The organism is Bacteroides sp. OM08-11 (genome assembly GCF_003438665.1).
GTDB lineage: Bacteria > Bacteroidota > Bacteroidia > Bacteroidales > Bacteroidaceae > Bacteroides > Bacteroides cutis.
The window spans coordinates 158,675-185,548 of record NZ_QSTJ01000005.1; the positions used below are offsets into that span (position 1 = coordinate 158,675).

General features: G+C 39.7%; 24 protein-coding genes, 1 tRNA gene and 1 pseudogene. 13 read left to right on the plus strand and 13 right to left on the minus strand.

Going from position 1 to position 26,874, the window contains the following annotated elements:
- Window positions 1-17: 17 nt before the first annotated feature.
- Both DXC10_RS10800 and DXC10_RS10805 read right to left on the minus strand, forming a co-directional pair.
- Complete coding sequence (locus DXC10_RS10800) at window positions 18-809, minus strand: polysaccharide biosynthesis/export family protein (protein WP_117737870.1); 792 nt, start codon at window positions 807-809, stop codon at window positions 18-20.
- Window positions 810-1,228: 419 nt separating this feature from the next.
- Window positions 1,229-1,792, minus strand: coding sequence for a Crp/Fnr family transcriptional regulator (locus tag DXC10_RS10805; protein ID WP_117737871.1), 564 nt, complete (start codon window positions 1,790-1,792; stop codon window positions 1,229-1,231).
- Window positions 1,793-1,885: 93 nt separating this feature from the next.
- Here DXC10_RS10805 and DXC10_RS10810 point away from each other — a divergent pair, with 93 nt between their 5' ends.
- The gene (locus DXC10_RS10810; protein ID WP_117737872.1) at window positions 1,886-2,575 is read left to right on the plus strand and encodes an HAD family hydrolase; all 690 of its coding nucleotides are present in this window, start codon (window positions 1,886-1,888) and stop codon (window positions 2,573-2,575) included.
- A gap of 98 nt (window positions 2,576-2,673) precedes the next feature.
- Here the strand turns inward: DXC10_RS10810 and uxaC are convergent, their stop codons facing one another.
- On the minus strand, window positions 2,674-4,080 hold the full coding sequence (gene uxaC, locus DXC10_RS10815; protein ID WP_101542849.1) for a glucuronate isomerase: 1,407 nt from the start codon (window positions 4,078-4,080) through the stop codon (window positions 2,674-2,676).
- 231 nt (window positions 4,081-4,311) lie between these two features.
- Here uxaC and DXC10_RS10820 point away from each other — a divergent pair, with 231 nt between their 5' ends.
- The 4 genes from DXC10_RS10820 (at window position 4,312) to DXC10_RS10835 (ending at window position 8,226) form a co-directional block, all read left to right on the plus strand.
- Entirely contained in the window at window positions 4,312-5,373 is a 1,062-nt protein-coding gene (locus DXC10_RS10820; RefSeq protein ID WP_101542848.1) for a substrate-binding domain-containing protein, read from the plus strand.
- Between the two features lie 36 nt (window positions 5,374-5,409).
- Window positions 5,410-6,888: a tagaturonate reductase gene (locus DXC10_RS10825; protein ID WP_101542847.1), complete on the plus strand. Its 1,479-nt coding sequence runs from the start codon at window positions 5,410-5,412 to the stop codon at window positions 6,886-6,888.
- Between the two features lie 132 nt (window positions 6,889-7,020).
- Complete coding sequence (locus DXC10_RS10830) at window positions 7,021-7,458, plus strand: DUF6078 family protein (protein WP_233519919.1); 438 nt, start codon at window positions 7,021-7,023, stop codon at window positions 7,456-7,458.
- A gap of 318 nt (window positions 7,459-7,776) precedes the next feature.
- Window positions 7,777-8,226 carry a hypothetical protein gene (locus DXC10_RS10835; RefSeq protein WP_101542995.1) on the plus strand — a complete coding sequence of 150 codons (450 nt, stop codon included), beginning with the start codon at window positions 7,777-7,779 and terminating at the stop codon, window positions 8,224-8,226.
- Here the strand turns inward: DXC10_RS10835 and DXC10_RS10840 are convergent.
- Window positions 8,204-8,725: an FHA domain-containing protein gene (locus DXC10_RS10840; RefSeq protein ID WP_101542846.1), complete on the minus strand. Its 522-nt coding sequence runs from the start codon at window positions 8,723-8,725 to the stop codon at window positions 8,204-8,206. The genes DXC10_RS10835 and DXC10_RS10840 overlap by 23 nt on opposite strands.
- A gap of 44 nt (window positions 8,726-8,769) precedes the next feature.
- A complete protein-coding gene (locus tag DXC10_RS10845) occupies window positions 8,770-9,852 on the minus strand; it encodes an SPOR domain-containing protein (protein WP_101542845.1) in 1,083 nt (360 codons plus the stop codon).
- Between the two features lie 163 nt (window positions 9,853-10,015).
- Between DXC10_RS10845 and DXC10_RS10850 the strand changes: the two genes are divergently transcribed.
- From DXC10_RS10850 to DXC10_RS10865, 4 genes are read left to right on the plus strand one after another with little or no spacing between them, the layout of a single operon-like run.
- Complete coding sequence (locus tag DXC10_RS10850; protein WP_101542844.1) at window positions 10,016-11,446, plus strand: capsule assembly Wzi family protein; 1,431 nt, start codon at window positions 10,016-10,018, stop codon at window positions 11,444-11,446.
- Window positions 11,447-11,450: 4 nt separating this feature from the next.
- Window positions 11,451-11,999, plus strand: a complete 549-nt coding sequence (rfbC, locus tag DXC10_RS10855; protein ID WP_101542843.1) for a dTDP-4-dehydrorhamnose 3,5-epimerase — start codon at window positions 11,451-11,453, stop codon at window positions 11,997-11,999.
- Between the two features lie 3 nt (window positions 12,000-12,002).
- Complete coding sequence (locus DXC10_RS10860) at window positions 12,003-13,316, plus strand: UDP-glucose/GDP-mannose dehydrogenase family protein (RefSeq protein WP_101542842.1); 1,314 nt, start codon at window positions 12,003-12,005, stop codon at window positions 13,314-13,316.
- A 15-nt stretch (window positions 13,317-13,331) separates the two neighbouring features.
- Window positions 13,332-14,123: a DUF4738 domain-containing protein gene (locus DXC10_RS10865; protein WP_101542841.1), complete on the plus strand. Its 792-nt coding sequence runs from the start codon at window positions 13,332-13,334 to the stop codon at window positions 14,121-14,123.
- A gap of 12 nt (window positions 14,124-14,135) precedes the next feature.
- Here DXC10_RS10865 and DXC10_RS10870 read toward each other — a convergent pair whose 3' ends face one another.
- Together DXC10_RS10870 and serB are read right to left on the minus strand one after the other, a co-directional pair.
- Window positions 14,136-15,404 (minus strand): DEAD/DEAH box helicase, encoded by a 1,269-nt coding sequence (locus DXC10_RS10870; protein WP_101542840.1) that lies wholly within the window; start codon window positions 15,402-15,404, stop codon window positions 14,136-14,138.
- 41 nt (window positions 15,405-15,445) lie between these two features.
- The gene (gene serB, locus DXC10_RS10875; RefSeq protein ID WP_101542839.1) at window positions 15,446-16,675 is read right to left on the minus strand and encodes a phosphoserine phosphatase SerB; all 1,230 of its coding nucleotides are present in this window, start codon (window positions 16,673-16,675) and stop codon (window positions 15,446-15,448) included.
- 279 nt (window positions 16,676-16,954) lie between these two features.
- On the opposite strand from serB, the gene DXC10_RS10885 reads away from it, so the two are divergent.
- Window positions 16,955-17,458, plus strand: coding sequence for a thioredoxin-like domain-containing protein (locus DXC10_RS10885; RefSeq protein ID WP_101542838.1), 504 nt, complete (start codon window positions 16,955-16,957; stop codon window positions 17,456-17,458).
- Window positions 17,459-17,702: 244 nt separating this feature from the next.
- Here DXC10_RS10885 and DXC10_RS10890 read toward each other — a convergent pair whose 3' ends face one another.
- From DXC10_RS10890 to lon, 3 genes are read right to left on the minus strand one after another with little or no spacing between them, the layout of a single operon-like run.
- Complete coding sequence (locus DXC10_RS10890; RefSeq protein WP_101542994.1) at window positions 17,703-18,845, minus strand: LptF/LptG family permease; 1,143 nt, start codon at window positions 18,843-18,845, stop codon at window positions 17,703-17,705.
- On the minus strand, window positions 18,842-19,972 hold the full coding sequence (gene tgt / locus DXC10_RS10895; protein ID WP_101542837.1) for a tRNA guanosine(34) transglycosylase Tgt: 1,131 nt from the start codon (window positions 19,970-19,972) through the stop codon (window positions 18,842-18,844). Before tgt ends, DXC10_RS10890 begins: the two co-directional genes overlap by 4 nt.
- Window positions 19,969-22,449 (minus strand): endopeptidase La, encoded by a 2,481-nt coding sequence (gene lon, locus DXC10_RS10900; RefSeq protein ID WP_117737873.1) that lies wholly within the window; start codon window positions 22,447-22,449, stop codon window positions 19,969-19,971. Before lon ends, tgt begins: the two co-directional genes overlap by 4 nt.
- A 173-nt stretch (window positions 22,450-22,622) precedes the next feature.
- On the opposite strand from lon, the gene DXC10_RS10905 reads away from it, so the two are divergent.
- Window positions 22,623-23,330: a tRNA1(Val) (adenine(37)-N6)-methyltransferase gene (locus DXC10_RS10905; protein WP_101542835.1), complete on the plus strand. Its 708-nt coding sequence runs from the start codon at window positions 22,623-22,625 to the stop codon at window positions 23,328-23,330.
- A 70-nt stretch (window positions 23,331-23,400) separates the two neighbouring features.
- On the opposite strand, the gene DXC10_RS10910 is transcribed toward DXC10_RS10905, so the two are convergent.
- Window positions 23,401-23,475, minus strand: a tRNA-Pro gene (locus DXC10_RS10910).
- A gap of 192 nt (window positions 23,476-23,667) precedes the next feature.
- Here DXC10_RS10910 and DXC10_RS10915 point away from each other — a divergent pair.
- Together DXC10_RS10915 and DXC10_RS10920 are read left to right on the plus strand one after the other, a co-directional pair.
- Entirely contained in the window at window positions 23,668-24,003 is a 336-nt protein-coding gene (locus tag DXC10_RS10915; protein WP_117737874.1) for a hypothetical protein, read from the plus strand.
- Window positions 24,004-24,027: 24 nt separating this feature from the next.
- On the plus strand, window positions 24,028-24,384 hold the full coding sequence (locus DXC10_RS10920; RefSeq protein ID WP_101542833.1) for a lipocalin family protein: 357 nt from the start codon (window positions 24,028-24,030) through the stop codon (window positions 24,382-24,384).
- Window positions 24,385-24,432: 48 nt separating this feature from the next.
- On the opposite strand, the gene DXC10_RS10925 is transcribed toward DXC10_RS10920, so the two are convergent.
- Together DXC10_RS10925 and DXC10_RS10930 are read right to left on the minus strand one after the other, a co-directional pair.
- Complete coding sequence (locus tag DXC10_RS10925; protein ID WP_101542832.1) at window positions 24,433-25,398, minus strand: PAS domain-containing sensor histidine kinase; 966 nt, start codon at window positions 25,396-25,398, stop codon at window positions 24,433-24,435.
- Window positions 25,395-26,768, minus strand: a pseudogene (locus DXC10_RS10930) (sigma-54-dependent transcriptional regulator). The gene DXC10_RS10925 and the pseudogene DXC10_RS10930 overlap by 4 nt, the downstream one beginning before the upstream one ends.
- Window positions 26,769-26,874: the final 106 nt, after the last annotated feature.

Below are 26,874 nucleotides of genomic sequence, written 5' to 3' on the forward strand. Positions count from 1 at the left end.
TAGTTATAATGGGTATGCTATCTTAAAATATTAACCATCAATCCTGCCAGTGATATCAGGATGGATGTGATTGAAACCAACAGATTGGTCGATGAACCGATATTGGCGCTTTGCTTTTTTGCCTGGTTGGGTTCCACATAGAGGATGTCATTCTGCCGTAAATAAAAATCGGGGGAATAGATAATGTTCTCGTCATTCAGATTTAGGGTGATGAGCTTTTGCCGTCCGCCTTCATTACGGATGATACGTACGTTATCCCGTTTCCCATAGATGGTCAGGTCACCTGCCATGGCTACGGCTTCAAAGATATTTATCTGTTCGTTATTCACTGTGTATACTCCCGGACGGCTTACTTCACCAATAACGGAGACTTTATAGTTAACCAGACGCACTGTGACGATAGGCTTTTCCTTCAAGTAACGTTCCAACTTGCCGATAATCATTTCCGAGGTTTCTTGTGTGGTCATTCCGCCCACCTTTAAGGTTCCTAATACGGGGAAGGTTATTTCCCCCTGATTATTCACCAGATAATTTTGTAAAGTGGGTTGTGAAACAAGGTTTGTGGGATTGATATCTACCTGAGATACAGGTATTATCAAATTGAAGGGAAGGGCGGCTTCCGGGTCGGAACAACTGACAGAGACGGTTAGTAAGTCTTTAGGCTTGATGCGCGCATCGTAAGTCTGGAGGGTATCGTGCAATTCTTCTCCCAACTTTTGTAAATACGAAACCTGCCTGCTCGACGAACAGGAGGAACAAAACGTGCACACAAGCAACACTGTACAGACAACTGATGTAATGATTCTCATCTCTGTTTATATCCCGATGTCACAGTTCCCGGATGCAACATCTATATTACAATAAAAGCGTGGGAACTGTTGCCACTATCTGTCAAAGAGGTATCGCCAAACACCCAGATGTAGATAATAAAGACAACAGCCCACGCCCAAGTATATATGTGGATATATACAACGAGCATGAGCGTTTTGTTGCCTATTACTCTCACATCATTTTTGAAATTGGCGATTTCCTTTGACGAGAATAATATGGTAAACGCTTCTAACTATTTATGTTATAAATCCTTAGAAATATATTAGAACATTCCTAAAGACGTTGCAAAGTTAATGAATAATTTATAAAAGCCAACAACGACCTTATCTTTTCTCATATTATGAGGAGATAAAGCCATTTCCTGAAAAGTTTTTAAGGTATGGGGAAAAGGGGATAGTCAATCTTTTAATTCCTTCAAGGCTCTGTTTAGGCTTCGGATATCCACTCCCAGATAAGAAGCCATATCTGATTTTGATAATTGGAGATTTTGCTTGGCTTGTAATTCAATCAGCTTTGAGACTGCGTATTTTATGGTATATAATTGCTGGTAGGCGGCTCTGCTGCTGGTATTGTAAATACGTTCCGCCAGTTCATCGAGAAGCAGATTACTGAATGAATGTTCCTTCTCCAATAAGGACTTAAAGTAGGAAGTGGCAAATGTATAAGCCTGGGTATCAGATACTGCTTCTACGCTGCACAGGCATTTTATGTTGCGCAACGCTTCAATTTCTCCAATAATTTCTCCTTTTCCCAAGAATTCAAAGATATAATCCTTACCGTTTTCTTTGCTGTTGAAACATTTCACAAATCCTTCCTTAAGAATTGAAACCCTATGGGGCATCTCGTCCTGTTTGTACAAAAGAGTCTCTTTGGGATAAGTTCTCAGAACGATGTTCTTCTGCTCCGGTTCGTTATAGAGCTCTTCGATAAATGACAAAAACTGAATATTGGTTCGTAACATTTGGCGGTTTCAGGACATTTGTCCTTTTTTATAATTGGATACTGACGTAACTTTGCACGCAAAGATAAACAATAACCCTAAAATAAAGGATGTATGAAAGATAAAATCAAGTTTATAGCCTTTGATGCCGATGACACACTTTGGGAAAACGAACTTTATTTTCAGGAATTTGAGCAGAAGTTCTGTAACCTGCTGAGTCCGTACCTGTCTGCCGATTCCGCTTCACAGGAGTTGTTCAGGACTGAAATGAAAAACCTGCACATGTATGGATACGGGTTGAAAAGCATGATGCTCAGTATGATTGAAACGATGTGCCGGGTGACGGAGGGAAATGCCGACGTCCATTGTGTGGATGAGGTTATCCGGCTGGGGCAGGAACTTTTGGGAAAACCCGTAGCTTTGTTGGAGGGTGTGCAAGAAGTGTTGTCGGAACTTCAGGGAAAGTACCGGCTGGTATTGGCAACAAAGGGGGATTTATTCGATCAGAAACGAAAAATAACGAACTCCGGGTTAAAGCAGTATTTCTGTCACATTGAAATTATGAGTGACAAAAGGGAAGAAGATTATAGAAAATTACTTGCTCATATAAACTGTCGGCCGCAAGAGTTTCTGATGATTGGAAATTCAGTTAAGTCGGATATCCTTCCTGTATTGGAACTGGGCGGATATGCGGCCCATGTATCCCATGATGTAACTTGGCAATACGAGCACCATGAAGGAGAAGTACAGCATCCCAATTATATCCGTCTGGAAAGTATCAGGGAAGTATCGGACTTCCTGTAACATTCACCGGAATAGCAAAAGGAGTGTGTCGGGGACTTGTTTGCCCGACAACACTCCTTTCTATGTTTAACTAAAAAGAAATATTGTTTTGCTCTGTCTTAGAACTGGAAGAATTTCTTGGCATTGTTATAGCTGATATCTTCAATCATCTGATTGACACGTTCCATTTCCGATGCAGGAATTTCACCATTTTCCACATCACGGCCTACAAGGTTACACAAGGTGCGGCGGAAATATTCATGACGCGGATAGGAGAGGAAGGAACGGGAATCGGTCAGCATACCTACAAAGCGGCTCAGTAGACCCAGAACGGAAAGTGCATTCATCTGCTTTTCCATACCGTCTTTCTGGTCAAGGAACCACCAGCCTGAACCGAACTGTATCTTTCCTGCAATAGTACCATCCTGGAAATTACCCAGCATCGTAGCGATTACCTCATTTGCGCACGGATTCAGGTTATAAAGAATTGTCTTCGTCAGTTTACCCGCTGAGTTCAGGCGATCGAGGAATTTGGACATTGCCTTTGCCGTTGTAAATTCACCGATTGAGTCAAAACCCGTATCAGGGCCGAGTAACTTGAACATCTTGCTGTTGTTGTTGCGGATAGCTCCGTAGTGGAACTGCTGTGTCCATCCTTTTTCCCAATCCATTTCGCCAAAGACAACCAACATGGCAGACTTGAACTTCAAGATTTCTTCTTTACTCAATGCCGTACCGCCATATACCTTATTAAAGATAGCCTTGATTTCAGCATCGGTGTAGTCTTCCGCATAGAATTCTTCGATACCGTGGTCGGATAACTTACAACCCTGTTCTGCAAAAAAATCGTGGCGTTTACGCAGCGCAGCAACCATATCGTCGAAACCGGAGATCGATACCCCGCTTACCTCAGATAGCTTTTCTACGTATGCGCGGAAATCGGCAGGAACTTCTACCGCCATTGCTTTGTCGGGACGCCATGTAGGCAGCATCTTGATTTCAAAACCGCTTTCACGTGTCTTGATGTGGTATTCCAAAGAATCAATAGGGTCGTCGGTAGTACATACTGCCTCTACATGATAACGGCGCATCATGCCACGGGCAGAATATTCAGGTTGTTTTAGCTTTTCATTACATTCATCGTAGATTTCACGGGCAGTCTTCGGGTTTAATATCTTATCAATACCGAAAGCCGTTTTCAGTTCCAGATGAGTCCAGTGATACAACGGGTTACGGAAAGTATAAGGAACAGTCTCTGCCCATTTCTCGAATTTCTCCCAGTCTGTCGTGTCTTTTCCGGTGCAGTAACGTTCGTCCACACCATTGGTACGCATGGCACGCCACTTGTAATGGTCGCCTCCCAACCAGATTTCAGTTAATGACTTGAATTGATAATCATCTGCTACCATTTGAGGAATTAAGTGGCAGTGATAGTCGATAATCGGCATTTTAGCCGCATGTTCGTGGTACAACTTCTGAGCAGTTTCTGTTTGCAACAGGAAGTTTTCGTCCATAAAGTTTTTCATCTTCTTGTGTTTTAAGTATCTAAAAAAATTACTTTCCGTTTATAGTACCTATATAGTATTGATTGTAAAGCTAATAGGCATGATATTGGTTTTTGCTTTTATTAACCGTTATCGAACACAAAAGTAGAAATTTTACTTGGAGAAACAAAATAATTCGTATCTTTGCGGCAAATATTTATAATATTTAAGTTTTAAAACATCGAACCTTAATCACCCTGAAAGGGCAGCGATATGGAAAGCAAGAATTATACCATCAAAGACATTGCCCGTATGGCAGGTGTATCTGCCGGAACGGTAGACCGTGTACTCCATAACCGGGGAGACGTTTCTCCTGCGAGTCGTGAAAAAGTGAAGAAAGTCCTTGATGAGATAGACTATCGCCCCAATATGTTTGCCATCGGGCTGGCTGCCAAGAAACGCTATCACATTGTTTGCATTATACCTTATTATATAGAGAATGATTACTGGCATGCGGTTTCGTGTGGAATTAATCGGGCGGCACAAGAGTTGCAACCGTTCAATGTAGGGGTAGATTATTTGTACTACAACCATGCCGACCGGATTTCTTACGAAGAAGCGTGTTCCGGGTTAGAACAATTGAAAGCGGACGCCGTCCTGATTGCTCCTAATTTCAGGGAAGAGACGCTGAGACTGACTGCCCGTCTAGAACAAGAGGGGATACCTTACGCATTTATCGATTTCAATATAGAACAGACGCATGCGCTCTGCTACATCGGACAAGATTCCCGGAGGAGCGGGTATATCGCCGCCAAAATCCTGATGCGCCATTACGAGGAAGGGCAAGAACTTGTACTTTTCCTGCATAACCGGAGGAACAGTCCCGCAGAAATACAGATGCAACGCCGCATGGAAGGTTTCATGCAATATCTTGCTGAAGACTACAAGCATCTGACGGTACATGATGTTGTGCTGCATAAAGAAGACGCTTCCATTAACAAGCGGTTATTGGATTGCTTTTTTGCCGGGCATCCGCAAGCTGTGTTGGGGGCGGTATTCAACTCCCGCATCTATCATGTGGCAGACTATCTGCATGAGAGAGGACTGAAACTGAATGGTTTTGTAGGCTACGACCTTTTGCAGAAGAATGTGGATTACCTGAAGTCCGGTGAAGTGAACTATCTTATCGGTCAACGTCCTGGATTGCAGGGTTACTGCGGAGTGAAAGCTTTGTGCAATCATATCGTTTTCAAACAGGAGGTGGCGGTTGCGAAGTATATGCCCATTGACATCCTGATGAAAGAGAACATCGATTTCTACTTTGAATTTGAATAAAAATAATCATATCAATCATTTAAATCATTTTTTAAGATGAAAGCATTAAACAAGCAGACGGCACCTAAGTCTGTATCTCCCGAGAGAATTATTCAGTTTGGCGAGGGTAACTTCCTTCGCGCGTTTGTAGACTGGATTGTGTACAATATGAATCAGAAGACCGATTTCAATAGTAGTGTTGTAGTGGTTCAACCTATCGAAAGAGGTATGGCTGAATGGTTGAACGGTCAGGATTGCCTTTACCACGTCAACTTGCAAGGCCGGTTGAACGGCGAAGCCGTGAACAGCCTGACACGTATTGATTGCATCAGCCGTGCATTGAATCCCTACTCACAAAACTCCGCATTCATGGCGCTTGCCGACCAACCGGAAATTCGTTTTGTCATCTCCAACACTACGGAGGCGGGTATTGCTTTTGATGCAAGCTGTAAGTTTACCGATGCCCCCGCATCTTCTTATCCGGGCAAACTGACCCAATTGCTGTATCGCCGTTTCAAAACCTTCAAGGGTGACAAGACCAAAGGACTTATCATCATGCCTTGTGAGCTGATTTTCCTGAACGGACATCATCTGAAAGAATGTATCTACCAGTACATCGAATTGTGGAAAGAAGACTTCGGTGCAGATTATGAAAAATTCAAGACTTGGTTTACGAAGTATTGCTATGTATGCGCTACGTTGGTAGACCGTATCGTTCCGGGTTTCCCACGTAAAGAGATTGCGCAAATCCAGAAGAAAATCTGTTATGCGGACAACCTCGTTGTACAGGCCGAAATCTTCCATTTGTGGGTTATCGAAGCTGCTGAAAACCTCTCTTTGCGCCAACTGGCGGAAGAGTTTCCTGCAAACAAAGCCGGACTGAATGTGCTTTTCGTGAAGTCTGAAGCTCCTTACCACGAAAGAAAGGTTACATTGCTGAACGGCCCGCATACGGTACTCTCTCCGGTGGCATACCTCAGTGGCGTAAACATTGTGCGTGACGCTTGCAATCACCCGGTAATCGGTAAATATATCCATAAGGTGCAGTTCGATGAGCTGATGCAGACACTGAACTTGCCGATGGATGAACTGAAGAAGTTTGCCGGTGACGTATTGGAGCGTTTCAACAATCCGTACGTTGAACATCAGGTAACCAGCATCATGCTGAACTCCTTCCCGAAATTCCAGACTCGCGATCTGCCGGGATTGAAGACTTATCTGGAACGCAAAGGCGAACTGCCGAAAGGTCTGGTACTCGGTCTTGCAGCTATCATCACCTATTATAAGGGTGGTGTCCGTGCCGATGGTGCCGAAATCGTTCCGAACGATGCACCCGAAATCATGCAGTTGCTGAAAGATTTGTGGGCAACCGGAGATACCCGCAAGGTAGCTGAAGGCGTGTTGGCTGCCAAAGACCTTATCTGGGGCGAACATGGTGACTTGAACGCGATTCCGGGATTGACGGAACTGGTTGCCGGTTTCCTGAACTCCATTCAGGAGAAAGGTATGTTGGAGACGGTGAAAAGTATTTTGTAAACCGAACATAAATGAGTAGGATAATAGGGTAAGGTGAAAGTCTTGCCCTATTTTTGTAATAAGACATTGTAGATTTAAGATTATTTCATCTAACTTTACCGGATAAAACGATATTTATCAAAATCCAAGTAAATGATGGAAAACAATTCTGGCTTTAACGAAAAATTAGCCCGATACATTTTGTGTCTCAATAACCAATGCACACAGGCGGAAAATTGCCTGCGTCACAATCTGATGCAATACAATACGAAACAGATCTCTCATGTGTCTGTCGTTAATCCTCTCTGCTATCCCGAAAAAGGGAAAGAGTGTCCATTTTTTCGTACCGACAAGAAAATACGTGTAGCATGGGGCTTTAAGCATTTATATGACGATATGCCTGCCCGTGTTTCACGTGCCGTTCATTCGAACTTGGAGGGTATTTTCAGGCATTCTCCCTATTATCGGTACCGAAATCAGCAGTTGGGACTCTCCCCGCAGCAACAGGAAATCATCTGCCAAGTATGCCGGAGGCATGGATGGAAAGGGGAGGTGAAGTTCGATCGCTATACGGAAGAATATGATTGGTGACACCGATAAAATATTACTCTTTCGGTGAAATGACGTTTGTCTATCGGGATAAGTAGGATACCCTTGCAGGATATTCAATATACCTTCGGTTGGTATTCAATATACCTTGCTATGGTATGTCTTGTACCTTAGTGTGGGATGTGCCGTATCATAGTAAGGTATAAGACGTATCAACCGTTGGTACAAGACGTACCAGGACGTGGCATTTTTAGGTATATGTATATGTCTGACGAACAGAAAAATAGCTCAAGACAAATTTGCGAACAAATTTTTTATACTTTTGTTGCCTATGCTAATAATATAGTTAAAAGTAAAGTCATGAAATACGGAGTCAATAGAAAAGTTTTACTTATTACAGCCGGTATCGTATGGATTATAGCGGGTGCCAACATTCTGCGGATTGGTATAGTGACATGGCTCAGCGATTCCGAATACTGGCTTTTCAAGATAGGAGAGGCTACGATTGTGTTCCTCCTGTTCTTTTTATTTGTATTTAAAAAGCTCTATTACAAGCATACTAGACGGATTGAACGGAAAAAAGACAAGAATTGCCCTTTTTCTTTCTTTGATGTAAAAGGATGGATCGTTATGGCTTTTATGATAACGTTCGGTATCATGATACGTTCTTTTCATTTATTTCCCGATGCTTTTATATCTGTGTTTTACACCGGATTGTCTTTGGCACTGATGTTTACCGGCGTACTTTTTATCCGCTATTGGTGGAAAAATCGTCAGGGAAGTTCTCTTACTCTGCCGCACGCAGAATGAAAGTGGTGGCGCCGATAGTGACAATCGCACCATCTTCAATGCGGATGCGGTCTTTATCGTTTAAAATCTCATTATTCAGGAAAGTACCTGTCAGACTAGGGGCATCACGTAGTGTGTAAATCAGTATTCCTTGTTTATTACGCTTTACATTGATGACGCAATGGCGGCGATCCATACTCATGTCCGAAGTTTCTATCGGTACATTGATAACGGTTCCTACACAACGGCGACCAATCACATTGTCACCCTCCTGTAAAGGCAATATTTGCTTGAAACCAAATACATTTTCAATGACGGTAATGCTGCCAAAAGCTTCCCGAAATTCTGTCTCATCCGGTTTTTCTTCTTTTTGGGGAACTTTCATCTTTGTTTTTCCCAAACGGATGCTGAATTGTTTCTTACATTGTTCACAGACGAATACCAATGACTGCCCTTCGCTGTATTTAGTTTCATCGAAGGTTAGATAATTCTCACATTTGGGACAACGGATACGTTTCATGCGGCAGATTAATTGAAAGTTGATAATTGATAATTCGCTTCCTGTTATTTTTTCAATACCCAGGCATTCTGGTAAGCTGCATTCTGGCGAATTTTATTTAAAGCTCGGTATGCTTCTTCCTGTGTGGCACAAGACTGAATGCTGACACGCATCTTGCCGTCGCCAATGATGGCTTTTGCACCAGAGAAACCATTTTCAATCAGCCTTTTGGCCATCATTTCAGCATCTTTTTCGGTACCTACGCTGGCAATAATGATATGATAATACTTTTGGGTAACTTGTACGGGCTGTGTTGATTGTGTTTCCTTGAGTTGAGGAGCAGCTGTCGGAGATTGTTGTTGGTTTATCTTAACTTCTTTGACGGCAACCGGAACAATCACCTTTTTTCTTGGAGTTTGAGAAAGCTTCGATTGAGAAGATGTCGCTTTTTTATTCTGTTGATGAACCACTATCGGAGTAATAATCAATGATTGTTTCTCTATTTTCTCGAAAAGTTCGTCGGGAAGAAGCTGCGCATAATTGGCTTCGATTACTTCCGTATTCTCTACCGGAGTGGAAAAAAAGAAAAATAATGCGATGATTGCAATCGTGGCAACAGTATTTACCAAATAAGAACGTTTAATTCCAATTTCAAATCTACGCTTTTTCGTTTCAGCTACTGCTGGCACATTGAAAGGAATTGTTTTTCCGGTAGGTTTCTGCAATTCAGACAGCTCTTGTATTTCAAAGCTATCGAGGCCATATAAATAAGGAGTAGTTATTTTATTGTCGTAAGGAATAAAATCGTAAGTGTCGTAAATAGAATAACGCAATTCACCTACATTAGGCAAATCAATTTTACCATCATCATGGAGAACAACAAGCAAATCTTCTACCGTTTTATCTACAATTTTAGTGGCATCGGAGAAGTTTGTTCCATAAACAGACATATATGATTGCACCAGCAATCCGTCATTCATCTTCAGTTGGGGATTAAAACCAATGATACGGGTTGGTGGCAGAAATATATTTTCTTCAACCACTCTCACTGCCGGAGTATAATGGGCGACAAATCCACCCAAACCCGGAACAATGACACAATCATTCTCCAATAACAATACTTCTATGTGTTGTGCTAATTCAATCATGTCACAAAAGTAGCGGATTAATCGGAAATACGCCACTTTCATGTACTTTTTCTTATTAACAATTTATCAACTCATATACTATTTGGAAACTCATTTGCTTCAAAACCGGATATATTGGATTTTTTTCCTAATTTTGCATCGTTTTTACACATTATCAATTATTATGCGTATCTCAATTTGTTTATTAGCTCTTATGTTCGCCGGAGGCAGTGTTGCCACAGCACAAGTTTCTTCTTTCGTAGAATATGGAGCAACCGTACATACGGGAGACAATACCCCGCTTTGGCAAGTTAGCAATCAGCAAGGACTCGGTTCTATTTATAATAACACCTACATACGGGGAGGCGTGGATTATAAACATAACTTGGGTAAGTGGAAATTTGAAGAGAAACTGGATATGGTGACAGCCGTCGGTATGAACTTTAAAAGCGATAAGGATATTTATATTCAGCAGGCGTATGTGGATGTACGCTACAAATGGCTCGGCTTGTTTGCAGGAAGTAAAGAAAGATGGGCAAACTTGCTGAATAATACACTGAGTAGCGGTGGAATGACTTGGTCGGGAAATGCGCGCCCTATTCCTCAAATAATGGTAGGTATTCCCGAATATCTTTATATACTTCCCCGATTGGCTATAAAAGGGGAAATATCATACGGCTGGTTTACGGATGATAATTATCAGAAGAAGAAAGTGGGTGAGGGGTATTGGTATACGAAAGGTATCAAATATCATCATAAAGAAGGTTTTATCCGTGTTGGTATCCCTGAAGGCAAATGGCAATTCGATTTGGGAATGACGCTGGATACTCAGTTTGGTGGTTATCAGGTAATCGGAGCTACTGAAACGGATTTGGGTAACAAGTTGAAAGATTATTTCAGAGTGTTCATTCCGGGGGCAGGTGATGAAGACAAGCCCGCCAACGACAATATGTTTTATCAAGGAAACTTCTTAGGTAGCGAATATTTGAGAATGACCTATCGGAGTAAAGACTTCTCGGTTAGTGCCTATCTGCATAATCATTTTGATGACTTTTCTGCTATGGGTAAACAGAACGGTTGGGATGGTTTATGGGGACTTGAATTTAATTTCAGGTATTTTCGCCCAATCAATGCGGTTGTACTGGAGTATTTGCAGACGACGAATATGAGCGGACCGTTGCATGGTTTACATGAACCGTCAGAAGGTCCCGTACATAAGACTGGAGGTTCTGACAATTATTATAATAATGGTTTATATCCCGGTTGGTCACATTGGGGGATGATGATAGCCAATCCATTGATTGCATCACCTATTTATAATGAAGACGGGAACTTGTCTTTTATTTATAACCGTGTAAAAGCTGTACACGTAGGATGGAGCGGAGATATCAGTTCTGAATGGCGTTATGTGGCAAAACTGAGTCATAACAGGACGTGGGGAACTCCGGGTAGACCGACATTGGATATATTGGAGAACTTTTCGGCGTATGCTTCGTTCTATTATTCTCCGAAAAAATGGAAAGGATGGGATTTTAATGTATCTCTTGCCTTGGACATGGGAGATATATATGGTGATAATTTAGGATTTCAACTGAAGGTACATAAAACATTCTGAAACAATGAACTATATACAAACAGAGATTGATGGCGTCTGGGTCATTGAGCCCAAGGTGTTTAACGATGACCGTGGTTACTTTATGGAGGCATTCAAGGAGGAAGAGTTTCGTGCTAATATAGGAGATGTACATTTTGTACAGGATAATGAGTCGAAGTCTTCTTTTGGCGTGTTGCGTGGACTCCATTATCAGAAAGGTGAATATAGTCAGGCTAAATTGGTGCGTGTTATTAAAGGTAAGGTTTTGGATGTTGCTGTAGATTTGCGAAAGTCATCTCCTACATTCGGTAGGTATGTCAGTGTAGAGTTGAGCGAAGAAAACAAACGCCAGTTTTTTATTCCCCGTGGTTTTGCCCATGGATTCCTGGTGTTGAGTGATGAAGCGATTTTTACATATAAAGTAGATAATATGTATGCTCCGCAGGTTGAAGCTTCTATCCGTTTCAATGATGAAACGATAGGTATAGACTGGCCTGTTACAGAAGAACAACTTTTATTATCTTTAAAAGACGGACATGCCGTGTCTTTTAAAGATGCGGTTTATTTCGAATAAGATATGAAAATAGCCATTGTCGGTACAGGGTATGTCGGTTTAGTGACTGGTACTTGTTTTGCGGAAATTGGTGTCAACGTTGTTTGTATAGATACAAACTGTGCAAAAATTGAAGCACTGGAGAAAGGAATTATTCCTATCTATGAAAATGGATTGGAAGAAATGGTAAACAGGAACATGAAAGCCGGGCGTTTAAAGTTTATCACTTCTTTGGCAAACTGTTTGGATGAAGTAGACGTTGTGTTCAGCGCCGTAGGTACGCCACCTGATGAAGATGGTAGTGCAGATCTGAGCTATGTGCTTGAGGTAGCACGTACCATAGGTCGTAACATGCGGAAGTACATTTTGGTAGTTACCAAGAGTACAGTTCCCGTAGGTACCGCGAAGAAAATACGTGCTGCCATTCAGGAAGAATTAGATAAACGGAATGTACAAATTGAGTTTGATGTGGCTTCTAATCCAGAGTTTCTGAAAGAGGGTAATGCCATTAATGATTTTATGAGCCCTGACCGGGTAGTGGTAGGGGTGGAGTCTGAACGTGCCAAGAAGCTAATGACTAGACTATATAAGCCGTTCTTACTGAATAATTTTCGTGTTATCTTTATGGATATTCCTTCGGCTGAAATGACAAAATATGCGGCAAATTCTATGTTGGCTACCCGTATCAGTTTCATGAATGACATAGCCAATCTTTGTGAATTGGTAGGGGCAGATGTAAATATGGTACGTAGTGGTATTGGTTCGGATACCCGGATAGGTCGTAAGTTTCTCTACCCGGGTATCGGGTATGGCGGTTCATGTTTTCCGAAGGATGTAAAAGCTTTAATTAAGACGGCTGAGCAAAATGGTTATCAAATGCGTGTACTTCGTGCTGTGGAAGAGGTGAATGAAAGACAAAAAAGTATTTTGTTCGAGAAGTTGCAAAGATATTTCAATGGTGATTTGCAGGGGAGGATAATAGCTTTATGGGGATTGGCCTTTAAACCGGAAACGGATGATATGCGTGAGGCTCCGGTTTTGGTTTTGATAAATAAATTGTTGAATGCGGGATGCAAGATACGTGCTTATGACCCTGCTGCTATGCAAGAATGTCGTCGGAGAATAGGAGATGTTATCTATTATGCTAAAGATATGTATGACGCTGTTTGGGATGCAGATACTTTGATGCTGGTGACCGAGTGGAAGGAATTCCGTTTGCCATCTTGGGCAGTCATCAAGAAAACGATGCAGCTCCCAGTAATATTGGATGGCCGAAATATTTACGACAAAAAAGAAATAGAAGAACTTGGATTTACTTATCATTGTATAGGTAAATAAAAGAAGAAATCAACAATGAAAAAGTTTATCATAGCAGTATGTTCCATCATACTGCTATTTGCTTGTAGCAACAGTAAGGATACAAAATCTGCGGAGGAAGATTTTACTGCCAAAACTCTGCTTCAGGGTATTTGGATAGATGATGAAACCGATATGCCTTTATTGCGTATCGAGGGAGATACGATTTATTATACTAATCCACAAAATATCCCTGTGGCATTTAAAGTAATCCATGATACTATATACATATATGGTAATCAAACTGTAGCCTACAAAATAGACCGGCAGACTGGGGATAATTTCTGGTTTCATTCTTTAGCTGATGATATTGTAAAATTGCATAAATCAGAGAATGTGGAAGATACGTTATCTTTTATTAAACAGGAAGTGGAAGTAATACCGGGTACTACAGAGGTGACAAAGAAAGATAGTGTAGTGATGTATGGTGGTAAACGTTATCGCGGATATGTCTATATTAATCCTTCCCAAATGAAGGTTATCTGTACTTCTTATTCGGAAAATGGTATTGGCGTTGATAACGTCTATTATGACAATGTAATACATATCTGTGTTTACAAAGGCAAACAGATGCTTTATGGAAAGGATATTATCAAAAAGGATTTTTCTGATATCTTTTCCGTGGAACTTTTAAACCAGATGATTCTCGCTGATATGAATTTTCTGGGAATAAACAATAAAGGTTATCATTATCAGGCGACTCTTCGTATTCCGGAAAGTTCTGTATACAATTTAATAGATATAACTATCGGTTTTGACAAACAGTTGAAAATAAAAAAAGCGGAATAAATCCGCTTCATTTTATTCTTGTTTTTTAGTAGGTGACCGCTTGCCTCCTTTTCTGTTCTTGTTTCGGAAATTACCTTTTCCATTTCCATGGTTACTGTTTCCATATTTCTTGTACCTTTCATTGGAACGTGGTTTGAATTCTGGAGCTTCACCAAGTTCTTCCGGTACTGGAATTTTATAGATATCTTTTTCCAAGAAGGTTTCTATACTCTTAAAGTAGGTTTGTTCTTTTTCACAGACAAAAGTCAAAGCGACGCCATCATTATTAGCACGTGCCGTACGACCAATACGGTGTACATAGTCTTCACTGTCATGCGGAACATCATAGTTGATAACCAACCGAATATCATCTATATCAATCCCTCTTGCCACAATATCCGTAGCTACCAGTATATTAATTCTTCCGGCTTTGAATTCATACATTACTTCTTCTCGTTGCGTTTGCTCTAAATCAGAGTGCATTTCTCCAACATTCAACTGCATTTGTTTTAAAGCTTTGGTTACTTCTTTTACTTTCAGTTTGGAAGAAGCAAATATAATAACGCGTTCCGGTGCTTGCTCCGCAAAAAGACTACGGATAATACCTAATTTCTGGTTTTCATAACAAATATAAGCAGCTTGAATGATTTTTTCAGCAGGTTTGGATACCGCTAATTTAACTTCTACGGGATTGTTTAAGATGGTGTTGGCTAATTGTTGTATTTTGGCAGGCATTGTTGCTGAGAACATGACCGTCTGTCGTTCTTTCGGTAGAAATTTGACAATCTGCATAATGTCATCATAAAAACCCATATCCAACATACGATCCGCTTCATCTAAAATGAAATAAGATACACGCGAAAGATCTACATATCCTAAACTTAGATGAGCTATCAATCGGCCGGGAGTAGCAATAACCACATCAGCTCCCAAAGTCAGACCTTTTTTTTGCTGTTCAAAAAGTATTCCGTCGTTACCGCCATACACTGCTACACTACTGATCGGCATAAAGTAAGAAAAACCTTCCATTTGTTGGTCTATTTGCTGCGCCAACTCGCGGGTGGGAGCCATAATGATGCAATTAATGGCATCTTCAGGATGTCCTTCTTCTGAGAGTCTGTTTAATATAGGCAACAGATAGGCTGCCGTTTTTCCTGTACCAGTTTGTGCTACGGCAATTAGGTCTTTTCCTTCGAGTATGACGGGAATTGATTTTTCTTGTATTGGAGTGCACTCCTCAAAACGCATCGCTTCAAGTGCTTCAAGCACTTTATCATTTAGTTGTAGTTCGGAAAACTTCATGTTTCTTTATTAATTTGTCAACAAAGATAGAAAAAAAAGAGTTAATTGGGAATATCTATATAGGAATCTTTGAACCCTAAGAAATAAAGAACTCCGTCTAATCCAATTGTGTTGATAGATTGTTTGGCATTTGCTACAACTTTCGGTTTGGCATGGAATGCAATTCCTAGTCCGGCAATGCCCAACATAGGTAGGTCGTTTGCTCCGTCACCTACAGCAATTGTTTGGGCAATATCCACTTTCTCTACTTGAGCGATTAGGCGTAGGAGTTCAGCTTTCCGTCTTCCGTCTACTACATCGCCCAGATAACGGCCAGTCAATTTTCCATTTTCAATTTCCAATTCATTGGCATAAACGTAGTCTATTCCGTATTTCTTTTGCAGGTATTGTCCGAAATAAGTGAAACCACCGGAGAGAATGGCTATTTTATAGCCATATTTTTTCAATACATACATCAAACGGTCAACACCTTCGGTAATAGGTAAGTTTTCTGCAATTTCCTGCATCACGGACTCGTCTAATCCTTTCAATAGCGCCACACGTTCACGGAAGCTTTCTGTAAAATCAATTTCTCCGCGCATGGCACGTTCTGTTATAGCTTTCACTTGGTCGCCTACACCGGCACGCATTGCCAGTTCATCGATTACCTCTGTTTCAATCAAAGTAGAGTCCATATCGAAACAAATTAATCGGCGCATACGACGATACATATTATCCAGTTGGAAAGAGAAATCCATTTCTAGTTCACTTGCCAGTTTCATAAGTTGTTCTTGCATAGCTATACGGTCTTTGGGTGTACCACGAACTGAAAACTCAATACAAGCGCGTGTCCTTGCTTCACATTCGTCTAGCGGGATACGTCCTGTCAGGCGCTTGATGGCATCAATATTCATGCCTTGTTCTGCAAGGATACGGGTAACGGCTGAGATTTGGCGGGCAGATAGTTTACGTCCGAGTAAGGTAAGGATATATCGGTTTTTACCTTGCATGTTTACCCAATCCTCGTATTCTTTTACCGTGATGGGATAGAAGCGGATGGTGACTCCCAGGGAAGAAGCTTTAAAAAGTAGTTCTTTCATGATGAATCCGGAATGTTGTTCTTCCGTCTTGCACAAAATGCCTAATGATAAAGTATTATGAATGTCTGCCTGACCGATGTCAAGAATAGTCGCGTCATATTTGGCAAGGATTTCAGTAACCGAGGCTGTTAATCCCGGACGGTCTTCGCCCGTAATCCGGATAAGAATTAATTCAGTGTTCAATAGTTGCATAAGCTATCTTTAAAAGAATAATATAGGTTACAAAAGTAAGGAAAATTCTTGCTATTTATGCTAAATAACATAAAAATGTATATTAAAATAACGAGAAAATTACTTGTTTATTTGGAACTTACTTTAATATTTACTTACCTTTGCACCCGATTTCAGAATTAAAGGCTTTGATTATCAATGAATTCCTCTCATTGTAAAGCCAGAGAAGACGATGTTCTGGGAAGAAATCACTGTCATAGAGGACAGTCTCCCAGATAGTATTAACTAAAACCGCGTTACATGAAATATGTAAAATGGATTTTTGTTGTATTACTAGTAAGTTCCTTAACATCTTTCGTAGAAAAAGACAAACCTACAGGAGGTTTGAATGTGGGTGACATAGCCCCAGATTTTAAAATCGAAACTATGTCGGCTGAGCAGCCATCTGCCGAGCTTTCTGGTATGAAAGGTAAATATGTACTGCTTAGTTTTTGGGCAAGTTATGATGCGCATTCCCGGATGCAAAACGCAAGTTTTAGTAACGCGCTTCGTTCCGATCCCTTTAATAATAATGTGGAAATGGTTTCTGTTTCGTTTGATGAATATCCATCCATCTTCAAGGAAACCATTCGTAAGGATCAAATAGTTACGCCCACTTGTTTCGTGGAAACTAAAGGCGAATCTTCCGGCTTATTTAAAAAATATCGTTTGAGCCGTGGATTTACAAACTATTTATTGGATGATAATGGTGTAATTATTGCCAAAAACATCTCTGCTGCAGAACTTTCATCTTACTTGAATTAGAGTTTCAATGAAGTTAACTATGAACACTTAAAGAACCTGTAAGACGAAAGTGAGGGTTCTTCTGAAAATAGACAGATATAACTATCTTGTTTGTTGAAAGAAAGGACAAAACAAAAGAGGAAATAATACAACAAAAAAGCCCTCCCGCACTTGTAAAAACACAAGAGTAGGAGGGTCTCTTATTTTTTATAATTATTTCTTGTTATTTCAGAACATGTTCTTTTTATCCGGTATTCTACTGTCCTTACTTCGGTGCTTTCTTATATAGATAGAATGCAATGAATGCATATAGCATATTAGGTATCCATACAGCAACAAATGGCGGAACATTACCGTTTATGGCGAAAGTGGATGCGATTGTCTGAAATAGAATATACGAGAAACTTAACCCCAAACCTATACCTAAATGCAATCCCATACCTCCTTTGGTCTTTTTTGAAGAAAGAGACACACCTATTAACGTCAAAATGAATGAAGCAAATGACATGGCGATACGCTTGTGATATTCTATCTCAAATTCCTTGGTATTAGCAAAACCACGCTGACGTTGTCTGTCAATATATTCGCTTAGCTGAGGACTAGTCAACATTTCTTGTTGGTTTTTCATTATCAGGAAATCAGCAGGTTCCATAAACAAGGTAGTATCAATTCGTTCACCTTTAATAATACTCTCTTTCATGCCGTCCATCTGGCGAATCATGTAATCTTTAATCGTCCATTTATGTACACATGCCGTATCATACGTGATACTACGCGCTGTCAAATGAGATACCAATTGTTTATCCTTGAATTTATCTAATGAGAAGCGATAACCTGTTTTGCTGTAATCTTCAAACCGTTCGATATAAGCTATTACACCGGAATCAACTTCCAGTTGAATATTTCGTGCTGTCGTTTCTTTACGAGGTTTGTAATATTTATCTTCAAAATTAAGACGCGTCACACTACCTTTAGGAATAACATACGAACCTAAGCAAAAAGTAACCACGGCAATGATTGCAGCTGATACCATGTAAGGTCGAAGCATACGTTTGAAACTCATTCCTGTGGAAAACATCGCAATAATTTCAGAGTTCTCCGCTAATTTAGATGTAAAGAAGATTACAGCAATAAATACGAACAACGGACTGAAAAGGTTGGCGAAGTAGGGGATGAAGTTCATATAATAATCGAAGACAATGGCTTTCCATGGCGCTTCATGCGACATAAAACGATCCATTTTCTCATTGAAATCGAATACTACTGCAATAGAAATAATCAGAGCGATGGCAAACACATACGTTCCCAAGAATTTCTTAATGATGTACCAATCCAACCGTTTTAGGAACTTATCCCTTCCGACAGGCATCTTTATATCCTTAAATATTTTCCAGTCGATTTTTCTCATAATCTTGTCGATACACGTTTTATCATCATTGGTTTCCAAGTTGAGAAATCACCGTCAATGATGTGTTTACGGGCTTCTCTCACCAACCACAAATAAAACGCCAAATTATGAATGGAAGCAATCTGCATTGCCAGTAATTCTTGTGCATGGAACAAATGACGCAAGTATGCTTTACTATATAAGGTATCTACGCAGGATGCACCATCAGTTTCGATGGGAGAAAAGTCCGTCTCCCATTTCTTGTTACGCATATTGATGATACCATCTTTGGTGAACAGCATACCGTTACGTCCGTTGCGGGTAGGCATCACGCAGTCAAACATATCCACTCCACGTTCAATACCTTCCAATATATTTACTGGCGTACCTACACCCATCAGGTATCGTGGTTTGTCTTTCGGAAGGATTTCGTTGACCAGTTCTATCATTTCATACATCTTCTCTGTAGGTTCACCTACTGCCAATCCACCGATAGCATTTCCTTCAGCTCCTTTAGAAGCAATGAACTCTGCCGATCGTTTCCGCAGATCAGGATAAACGCATCCTTGGACAATAGGAAAAAGAGCTTGGTGATATCCATATTTAGGCTCAGTTTCATTGAAACGTTTGAGACAACGGTCTAGCCAGCGATGAGTCATTTCCATTGATTTTTTTGCGTATGCATATTCTGCATCTCCAGGAGTACATTCATCAAATGCCATCATAATATCTGCTCCGATAGTACGTTCAATATCCATCACTTTTTCCGGTGTAAAGATATGCTTACTACCATCAATATGAGAGCGAAATTCAGCACCTTCTTCTCGTAGTTTACGAATACCTGCCAGAGAAAAGACCTGAAAACCACCACTGTCAGTCAGCATCGGACGATCAAAGCCGTTGAACTTATGCAGTCCACCGGCTTTTTCAATAACATCTAATCCCGGACGAAGATAAAGGTGGTATGTATTACCTAGAATAATCTGTGCCTCAATATCTTCTTTCAGTTCTGTCAAATGTACTCCTTTTACAGTTCCTAACGTACCTACCGGCATAAAGATAGGCGTTTTAATCTGCCCGTGATCGGTAGTAATCAATCCTGCACGTGCATTTGTCTTGCTGTCTGTATACTGTAACTCAAATGTCATTCTTCTTTCTTTTCAGTCTTTTCTTTTTTTACGGACAAATCAATTGCATCGACTACCTTTTCATTAGTAAGTGCAATGGCAAATACTTCTTTCACATCTTTCACATAATGGAAAGTTAGTCCTTTCAGGTAAATATCCTGAATTTCATCAATATTTTTACGGTTTTCTTCGCTCAAAATAATCTCTTTGATCCCAGCACGTTTGGCAGCCAAAATTTTCTCCTTAATTCCACCCACAGGAAGTACTTTTCCACGGAGTGTTATTTCACCTGTCATGGCAAGATTTGCTTTCACTTTACGCTGAGTGAGGGCAGAAGCCAATGATGTAGCCATGGTGATACCCGCAGAAGGACCATCTTTGGGAATTGCTCCTTCCGGTACATGAACATGGATGTTCCAATTATCAAAAATATTCTCATCCAAATAGAGCAATGATGCATGTGCTTTGATATATTCCAAAGCCAGCATTGCTGATTCTTTCATTACATCACCCAAATTTCCGGTTAATGTCAGACGACCACCTTTTCCACGACTCAAACTGGTTTCAACAAAAAGAATTTCACCGCCTACAGCTGTCCATGCTAAACCGGTCACAACACCTGCGTATTCATTTCCCTGATATTTGTCACGGGTATATTCAGGAGCTCCGAGGAAATCGTACAAATCTCCTGGTTTGATTTCTGTTTTTACAAAATAACCGTCTGTAGCATATTGACGTGCGGATTTACGCAATATTTTTCCAATTTTCTTTTCAAGTTCGCGTACACCACTCTCACGGGTATAAGATTCTATAATTGCTTCCAAAGTATTTTTTGGAATTTTAATATCATTCTTTTTCATACCATTAGCTTCTAATTCTTTAGGAACCAGGTGACGACGAGCAATTTCTATTTTCTCTTCTGTGATGTAACCACTTACCTCAATCAGCTCCATGCGATCGAGCAATGGCCCGGGGATAGTATTCAGATTATTGGCAGTAGCGATAAACATGACTTTTGACAAGTCATAGTCCACATCTAGAAAATTATCATGGAAAGTCGTATTCTGTTCAGGGTCGAGTACTTCCAAAAGGGCAGAGGAAGGATCACCCTGACGGTCTGCACTTACTTTATCTATCTCATCTAAAATAAATACAGGATTAGAAGAACCTGCTTTAATTAGGTTTTTGATAATCCGTCCGGGCATAGCACCGATATATGTTTTACGATGTCCACGAATTTCAGCTTCATCATGCACCCCCCCCAAAGACATACGAATATATTTTCGTTTCAGAGCCGCGGCAATAGAACGTCCTAAAGATGTTTTTCCGACTCCCGGCGGACCATACAAACAGATAATGGGTGATTTCATGTCACCTTTTAACTTTAGTACAGCAAGATGTTCTAGAATACGCTCCTTAACTTTCTCCAAACCATAATGATCTTTGTTTAACGTTTTTTCTGCATTTACCAAGTTCAGATTATCCATAGTATATATACCCCAAGGCAGGCTAAGCATGGTTTGCAGATAATTTAACTGTACACTGTAATCTGGCGACTGCGGATGCGTACGTTCCAATTTATCTACTTCTTTCAGAAAAAGAGCTTTCACTCCTTCACTCCACTTGATGGTCTCAGCTTTTTTACGCATTTCTTCGATTTCCTGCTCTTGACCACCACCACCCAATTCATCCTGAATGGTTTTAATTTGTTGTTGTAAGAAATACTCGCGCTGTTGTTGGTCGATATCCTCACGTGCACGCATCTGTATAGATTCTTTTATTTCGGCAAGCTGTACTTCGCGATTTAGAATTTCCAGTAATCGGTAAGTACGAGCACGCAATGAATCAATACGAAGCAATTCAATTTTTTCATCTTTTTTTAAAGGTAAATTCGTACAGATAAAGTCTACCAGAAACATTGGATTCGTGATATTCTTGATTGCAAACGAAGAGTCCTGAGGAAACATGTCGGACGATTTTATATAACGTACAGACAAGTCTTTACAAGCCTCTACCAAAGCTTGGAACTCTTTATCGTCTTTTGCAGGTATTTCTTCATTTAATGTGCTTATATGTCCCTTCAAATAAGGTATAGTATCTGTAATATCCTTTAATTCCATACGTTTGGAACCCTGTAAAATAACAGTCGTTGTTTGATCTGGCATTTCCAGTACACGAACAATCTTGGCTATAGTACCTACACTATGTAAATCTTCAAACAGAGGAGATTCTGTTTCTGCAATTTTCTGGCATACTACAGCTATATAGAGATTTTTCTTCTCCGCTTCGCGTATTAATTTTAAAGAAGCCTTTCTTCCTACAGATACAGGCATAAACACACCCGGAAATAAGACCATATTCCGAAGAGGTAATACCGGTAGGATTTCATCAACCTCTATATCCATCAATTGTTCTTCACTTCCCTCAAAATCAGCAATCACAGAAAATGCATTTTCTCTCCTATCTTCGATATCACTAAAGTAATTTCTTTTCTTCATTTCTTTCCTTTTTAGTTTATGTCATATTGGCAGACCTATAAAGTGTTTGCAAAGTTAAGCTTATTTCTTCATTAAATGGCTGTTCCTTTCTTTAAAAAGACAAAAACGATGCCAAAATTGTAACTCTTTTCTTGTCTTTGATTATTTTTGAGCCCGATTAACAGAGATAAACTATGTCAAATTCTTGTTTTAAGTTTAAACAATTTACCATTTATCATGATAAATGTGCAATGAAGGTCGGTACAGATGGTGTACTTTTAGGAGCATGGGCTCCGGTTGATGATATAAAACAGATACTCGATGTGGGTACTGGTACTGGGTTGATAGCATTACAATTAGCTCAACGAAATCAACAAGCAAGAATAACGGCTATTGAAATTGATGAAGTGGCTGTAGAGCAAGCTAAAGAAAATATAGCTTGTTCTTCTTGGGCCGACAGAATAGAGGTGGTATGTAATGATTTTAGATATTATCAACCTGAAAAGAAATTTGATTTGATAGTTTCAAATCCACCTTATTTTATTGATGCATTGAAATGTCCAGATGAACAGCGTCGGATGGCTCGTCATACTGGAAGGCTGAATTATGAACTTTTATTTTGTAATTCGGCGTATTTATTGTCTGAAAAAGGTTTTGTTAGTATTATCATTCCTGTAGAAGTAGAAAAGGAAGTTGTTGATACTGCCTGGAATTATAATTTGTATCCACATCATCGTTTACATGTATATACAAAACCTGGAAAGCCTTGTCGTCGGGTATTAATTACTTTTGGATTTCTGGAAAAAGTATGTAAAGAGGAAGATCTTTGTATTGAAATAGAACATAATCGGTATACTCCCGAATATATAGCTTTAACCCGTGATTTTTATCTAAAGATGTAGTAGAGAGACTTTATAACACTCCGAAAGAAAAATGCAACCAGTTAATTAATAACCGATTGCATTTTTTTAGTCGGGGTAGCGGGATTCGAACCCACGACCCCCTGCTCCCAAAGCAGGTGCGCTAACCGGACTGCGCTACACCCCGAGTGCTTTACTTCCTAAAAGCGTGTGCAAAGGTAAATACTTTTTTTATATGAACCAAATATTTTTATTATTTTATATTCAAGAATTTTATAATAGACTGAAATGCAATAATCAACGATAATAAAAAAATCTTTTCTTTGCTTTATTTTTTTTTCTATCTTTGTAAAAAGAAAATCTATAATATTCTAAAAATATGAATGTAATCAAACAGACTTTATTTTTTGTCATTATCTCGTTGGGATGTATCTCTTGTAAGAGTAAGGCAGAGAAGTCAGTAGTAAATACTGAAACGAAGATAGTTGTTGCGGATGATTCGTTGTGTCATGTACAAGGTGTAGTGATAGATGCTACAATGAATGGTTTTACAATGATAACATCGAAAAACGATACATTATATTTCAGTACCATGGATCAGAATATATCTTTGGAAGGTGGATTGCTTTTGGGAGATACTTTGGATGTTTCTTATACGGTTACAGATGATGAACCGGGCATTAATATGATTTCATTTGTAAAAAAAGTACATTAAAATTACATTTAAATAAAATATATTATGAAGAAACTTATTTTAGGAGTTGCTGTGTTTGCAATGGTATTCGTAGCTTGTGACAGTAAAAAGAGTGCAGACTCTGTTGTCGGTTCATGGGTGATGCCTATTGAGGGACAGCCGGGAAAAATGCAAGGAATTAAGCTGGAAGAAGGGGGTGAAGCATCTTCCATTAATATGGCAACGTTAGTATATAAGTATTGGGAACAACAAGGTGATAACTTACTTTTGACAGTTAAAAGTATTGGTAATGGTATTGAAATAGAGGGCATAGATACCTTGAAAATAGAAAAGCTGACTGCTGATTCATTAATTTTAAACTCTAATTACGGATACACATTGCGTTACGTAAGAGAGAAATAATTCTGGTCAAAAAAGATTTGTACCACAGTAATCTGTGGTACAACTGTATCATCCAAATTGTAGCGTAAAGCAACTGCCTTTTCCTACTGTCGATTTTACTATAATATTTCCTCCATGTCGATTCATTATCTGTTTGCATAGACTGAGTCCGATGCCTGAACCTGATACCTTTGTTGTGAAAAATGGAACAAATATCTTATCCTGTATTTCCGGTAACATTCCGTCCCCATTATCATCAACGACAATCAAACATTGCCATGAAATGGAAGGAAGCATTTTTATTTTGATTTCCGGTTTGTTTTTCTTGCTACATGCTTCCCGTGCATTCTTAATCAGATTGATGAGTACTTGTTCTATTTGAGTTCTGTCAATTTGTAAAATTCGGTCTTTCTTGGGTATTTCAATATGGATATATCTTTCGGGAAACAGCTTTTGCAAATCCAGAAAAAGTTCGCTAACAGATACTGGATGACGGACAGGAGCGGGTAGACGTGTTAATCGACGATAATTTTCTACAAATTCAAGTAATCCTTTGCTACGTCTGTAGATTGTCTTCATACCTTGCTGCATCACAGGGTAATTTTTTTCTGTCACCTCCCGTTCACTTAAAGTTTCAGAAAGAGATAGAATCGGAGTAATCGAGTTCATTATTTCATGCGTCAATACTCTAATAAGTTTTTGCCAAGCTTCCATTTCATTCCGTTCTAATACGCGTGTACGGAAGTTCTTCATTGCCTCTGAAAGTTCATCGACCATTTCTTCCATGGAACGATTACGATAAGGAGAATGGAACGAAAGCATCATGTCATCATAACGGAGACTTTCTGCCAAGTGACGCATCATTCGTACTTGCATCATCTGAAGATGATACAAGTGTACGACCGTTAACATCAATAGCATAGTTATCATTAACATACTAAACCACAATCTGGCATCCATCAGCAGATACAATCCTATCGACATCAGTACAATACCGATAATATGTAGTATGACTACAAAAGAATAACGTTTCATAAGCCTAATTTTTCAAGTTTACGGTATAAGGCGAAGCGTGTGATACCCAGATATTCTGCTGCACGAGTTACGTTACCTTCACTCAGACGCATCGCCCTTTCTATAGCTTGACGCTCCAATCGCTCCAGATTGAGTATGTCTTCATCTTCCTTTATACGGGGAGTAACAGCCTGAAAAAGAAAGTTGTCCGGTTGAAGCAAAGAGCCATCTCCTAGTATTACCGCTCGTTCCATAGTATGTTGTAGTTCTCGTACATTACCCGGCCAGACATATTTCAAAAGTTTATTTTTCGCTTCGCGAGTTAACCCTCGCATTTCTTTTTGGTATTTTCGGGCATAACGTTGAAGGAAAAACTCAGCCAATAAAATAATATCATTCCCACGTTCTCTTAATGGAGGAATGTGTAACTCAATGGTATTGATACGATATAATAAATCCTGTCAGAAAGTACCTTCTTCCACTAAGCGGCAGATATCAGCATTGGTGGCACAAATCAATCTTACATCGATAGACATAGTCTGTGTACTTCCCAAACGGTTGATTTGACGTTTTTCAATGGCAGTCAATAGTTTAGCCTGCATAGGAAGCGATAGATTTCCTATCTCGTCCAAAAAAAGTGTACCTCCTGTCGCCACTTCCATACGTCCAGCTTTGGGTTTTCGGGCATCGGTAAATGCCCCTTTTTCATAACCGAATAATTCACTTTCAAACAATTGTTCTGGGATACTACCAAGGTCAATGGTTACAAATGGTTTTCCGAAACGTGGAGAATTACGATAGAGTAAACGAGCTATAATATCTTTACCCGTACCGTTTTCGCCTAATATCAGGATATTGGCATCCGTATCGCGCAGTTTCTCCACTGTCAAGAAAACATCTTTCATTACTTTGGACTCACCGATGATTATATCTTCTATGTTTCCTACTGCTCCGTTACTCAGGATCTCGACTTGTTCTTTTAACAGATTGATTTCATACCGCGAACGTCGTAACTTCATGCCTGAAGATAAGGTTGCCAGCAATTTTTCTTTTTCCCACGGTTTAGGAATAAAATCCGTAGCACCTGCTTTGATGGCACGTACGGCTTTATCCGTATCAGCATATGCTGTCATAAAGATAACAATGGCTTGCGGGTCGATATGTAGGATTTGTTTCAAGCTTTCAAACCCTTCTTGGCCACTTATTGCGTCACGGCTGAAATTCATATCTAATAATACGATATCCGGTTGAAAAGTAGTCATAAAATGTTCGATACGATCAGGTGTAACAGCTACTTTTATTTTTTCTACGTAAGGTTCTAATAATAAATTGAGGGCAAAAAGTACATCCTCATTATCATCAACTACTAATATTTTTCCTAATTGTTCCATATTATTTACTTATGGGACAAAGATAGGAAATATATCAATGTGTTGTACGTGTGAATTCGCACTGTTTTTGTGCGAAAATGCACATTGAGAAAATGTCAAATTTATT

Excerpts from the sequence above, each read along its gene's own strand:
- DXC10_RS10860 (WP_101542842.1), top strand. The coding sequence starts at position 12,003 with ATGAAAATAGCCATTGTCGGTACAGGGTATGTCGGTTTAGTGACTGGT.
- DXC10_RS10925 (WP_101542832.1), bottom strand. The coding sequence starts at position 25,398 with ATGAAACGTTATTCTTTTGTAGTCATACTACATATTATCGGTATTGTA.
- DXC10_RS10840 (WP_101542846.1), bottom strand. The coding sequence starts at position 8,725 with ATGAAACGTATCCGTTGTCCCAAATGTGAGAATTATCTAACCTTCGAT.
- DXC10_RS10805 (WP_117737871.1), bottom strand. The coding sequence starts at position 1,792 with ATGTTACGAACCAATATTCAGTTTTTGTCATTTATCGAAGAGCTCTAT.
- DXC10_RS10820 (WP_101542848.1), top strand. The coding sequence starts at position 4,312 with ATGGAAAGCAAGAATTATACCATCAAAGACATTGCCCGTATGGCAGGT.
- DXC10_RS10810 (WP_117737872.1), top strand. The coding sequence starts at position 1,886 with ATGAAAGATAAAATCAAGTTTATAGCCTTTGATGCCGATGACACACTT.
- DXC10_RS10830 (WP_233519919.1), top strand. The coding sequence starts at position 7,021 with ATGATGGAAAACAATTCTGGCTTTAACGAAAAATTAGCCCGATACATT.
- DXC10_RS10890 (WP_101542994.1), bottom strand. The coding sequence starts at position 18,845 with ATGAGAAAAATCGACTGGAAAATATTTAAGGATATAAAGATGCCTGTC.
- DXC10_RS10835 (WP_101542995.1), top strand. The coding sequence starts at position 7,777 with ATGAAATACGGAGTCAATAGAAAAGTTTTACTTATTACAGCCGGTATC.
- DXC10_RS10915 (WP_117737874.1), top strand. The coding sequence starts at position 23,668 with ATGAATGTAATCAAACAGACTTTATTTTTTGTCATTATCTCGTTGGGA.
- DXC10_RS10865 (WP_101542841.1), top strand. The coding sequence starts at position 13,332 with ATGAAAAAGTTTATCATAGCAGTATGTTCCATCATACTGCTATTTGCT.
- DXC10_RS10800 (WP_117737870.1), bottom strand. The coding sequence starts at position 809 with ATGAGAATCATTACATCAGTTGTCTGTACAGTGTTGCTTGTGTGCACG.
- DXC10_RS10905 (WP_101542835.1), top strand. The coding sequence starts at position 22,623 with ATGTCAAATTCTTGTTTTAAGTTTAAACAATTTACCATTTATCATGAT.
- lon (WP_117737873.1), bottom strand. The coding sequence starts at position 22,449 with ATGAAGAAAAGAAATTACTTTAGTGATATCGAAGATAGGAGAGAAAAT.
- DXC10_RS10850 (WP_101542844.1), top strand. The coding sequence starts at position 10,016 with ATGCGTATCTCAATTTGTTTATTAGCTCTTATGTTCGCCGGAGGCAGT.
- tgt (WP_101542837.1), bottom strand. The coding sequence starts at position 19,972 with ATGACATTTGAGTTACAGTATACAGACAGCAAGACAAATGCACGTGCA.
- DXC10_RS10825 (WP_101542847.1), top strand. The coding sequence starts at position 5,410 with ATGAAAGCATTAAACAAGCAGACGGCACCTAAGTCTGTATCTCCCGAG.
- uxaC (WP_101542849.1), bottom strand. The coding sequence starts at position 4,080 with ATGAAAAACTTTATGGACGAAAACTTCCTGTTGCAAACAGAAACTGCT.
- serB (WP_101542839.1), bottom strand. The coding sequence starts at position 16,675 with ATGCAACTATTGAACACTGAATTAATTCTTATCCGGATTACGGGCGAA.
- DXC10_RS10920 (WP_101542833.1), top strand. The coding sequence starts at position 24,028 with ATGAAGAAACTTATTTTAGGAGTTGCTGTGTTTGCAATGGTATTCGTA.
- DXC10_RS10870 (WP_101542840.1), bottom strand. The coding sequence starts at position 15,404 with ATGAAGTTTTCCGAACTACAACTAAATGATAAAGTGCTTGAAGCACTT.
- DXC10_RS10885 (WP_101542838.1), top strand. The coding sequence starts at position 16,955 with ATGAAATATGTAAAATGGATTTTTGTTGTATTACTAGTAAGTTCCTTA.
- DXC10_RS10845 (WP_101542845.1), bottom strand. The coding sequence starts at position 9,852 with ATGATTGAATTAGCACAACACATAGAAGTATTGTTATTGGAGAATGAT.
- rfbC (WP_101542843.1), top strand. The coding sequence starts at position 11,451 with ATGAACTATATACAAACAGAGATTGATGGCGTCTGGGTCATTGAGCCC.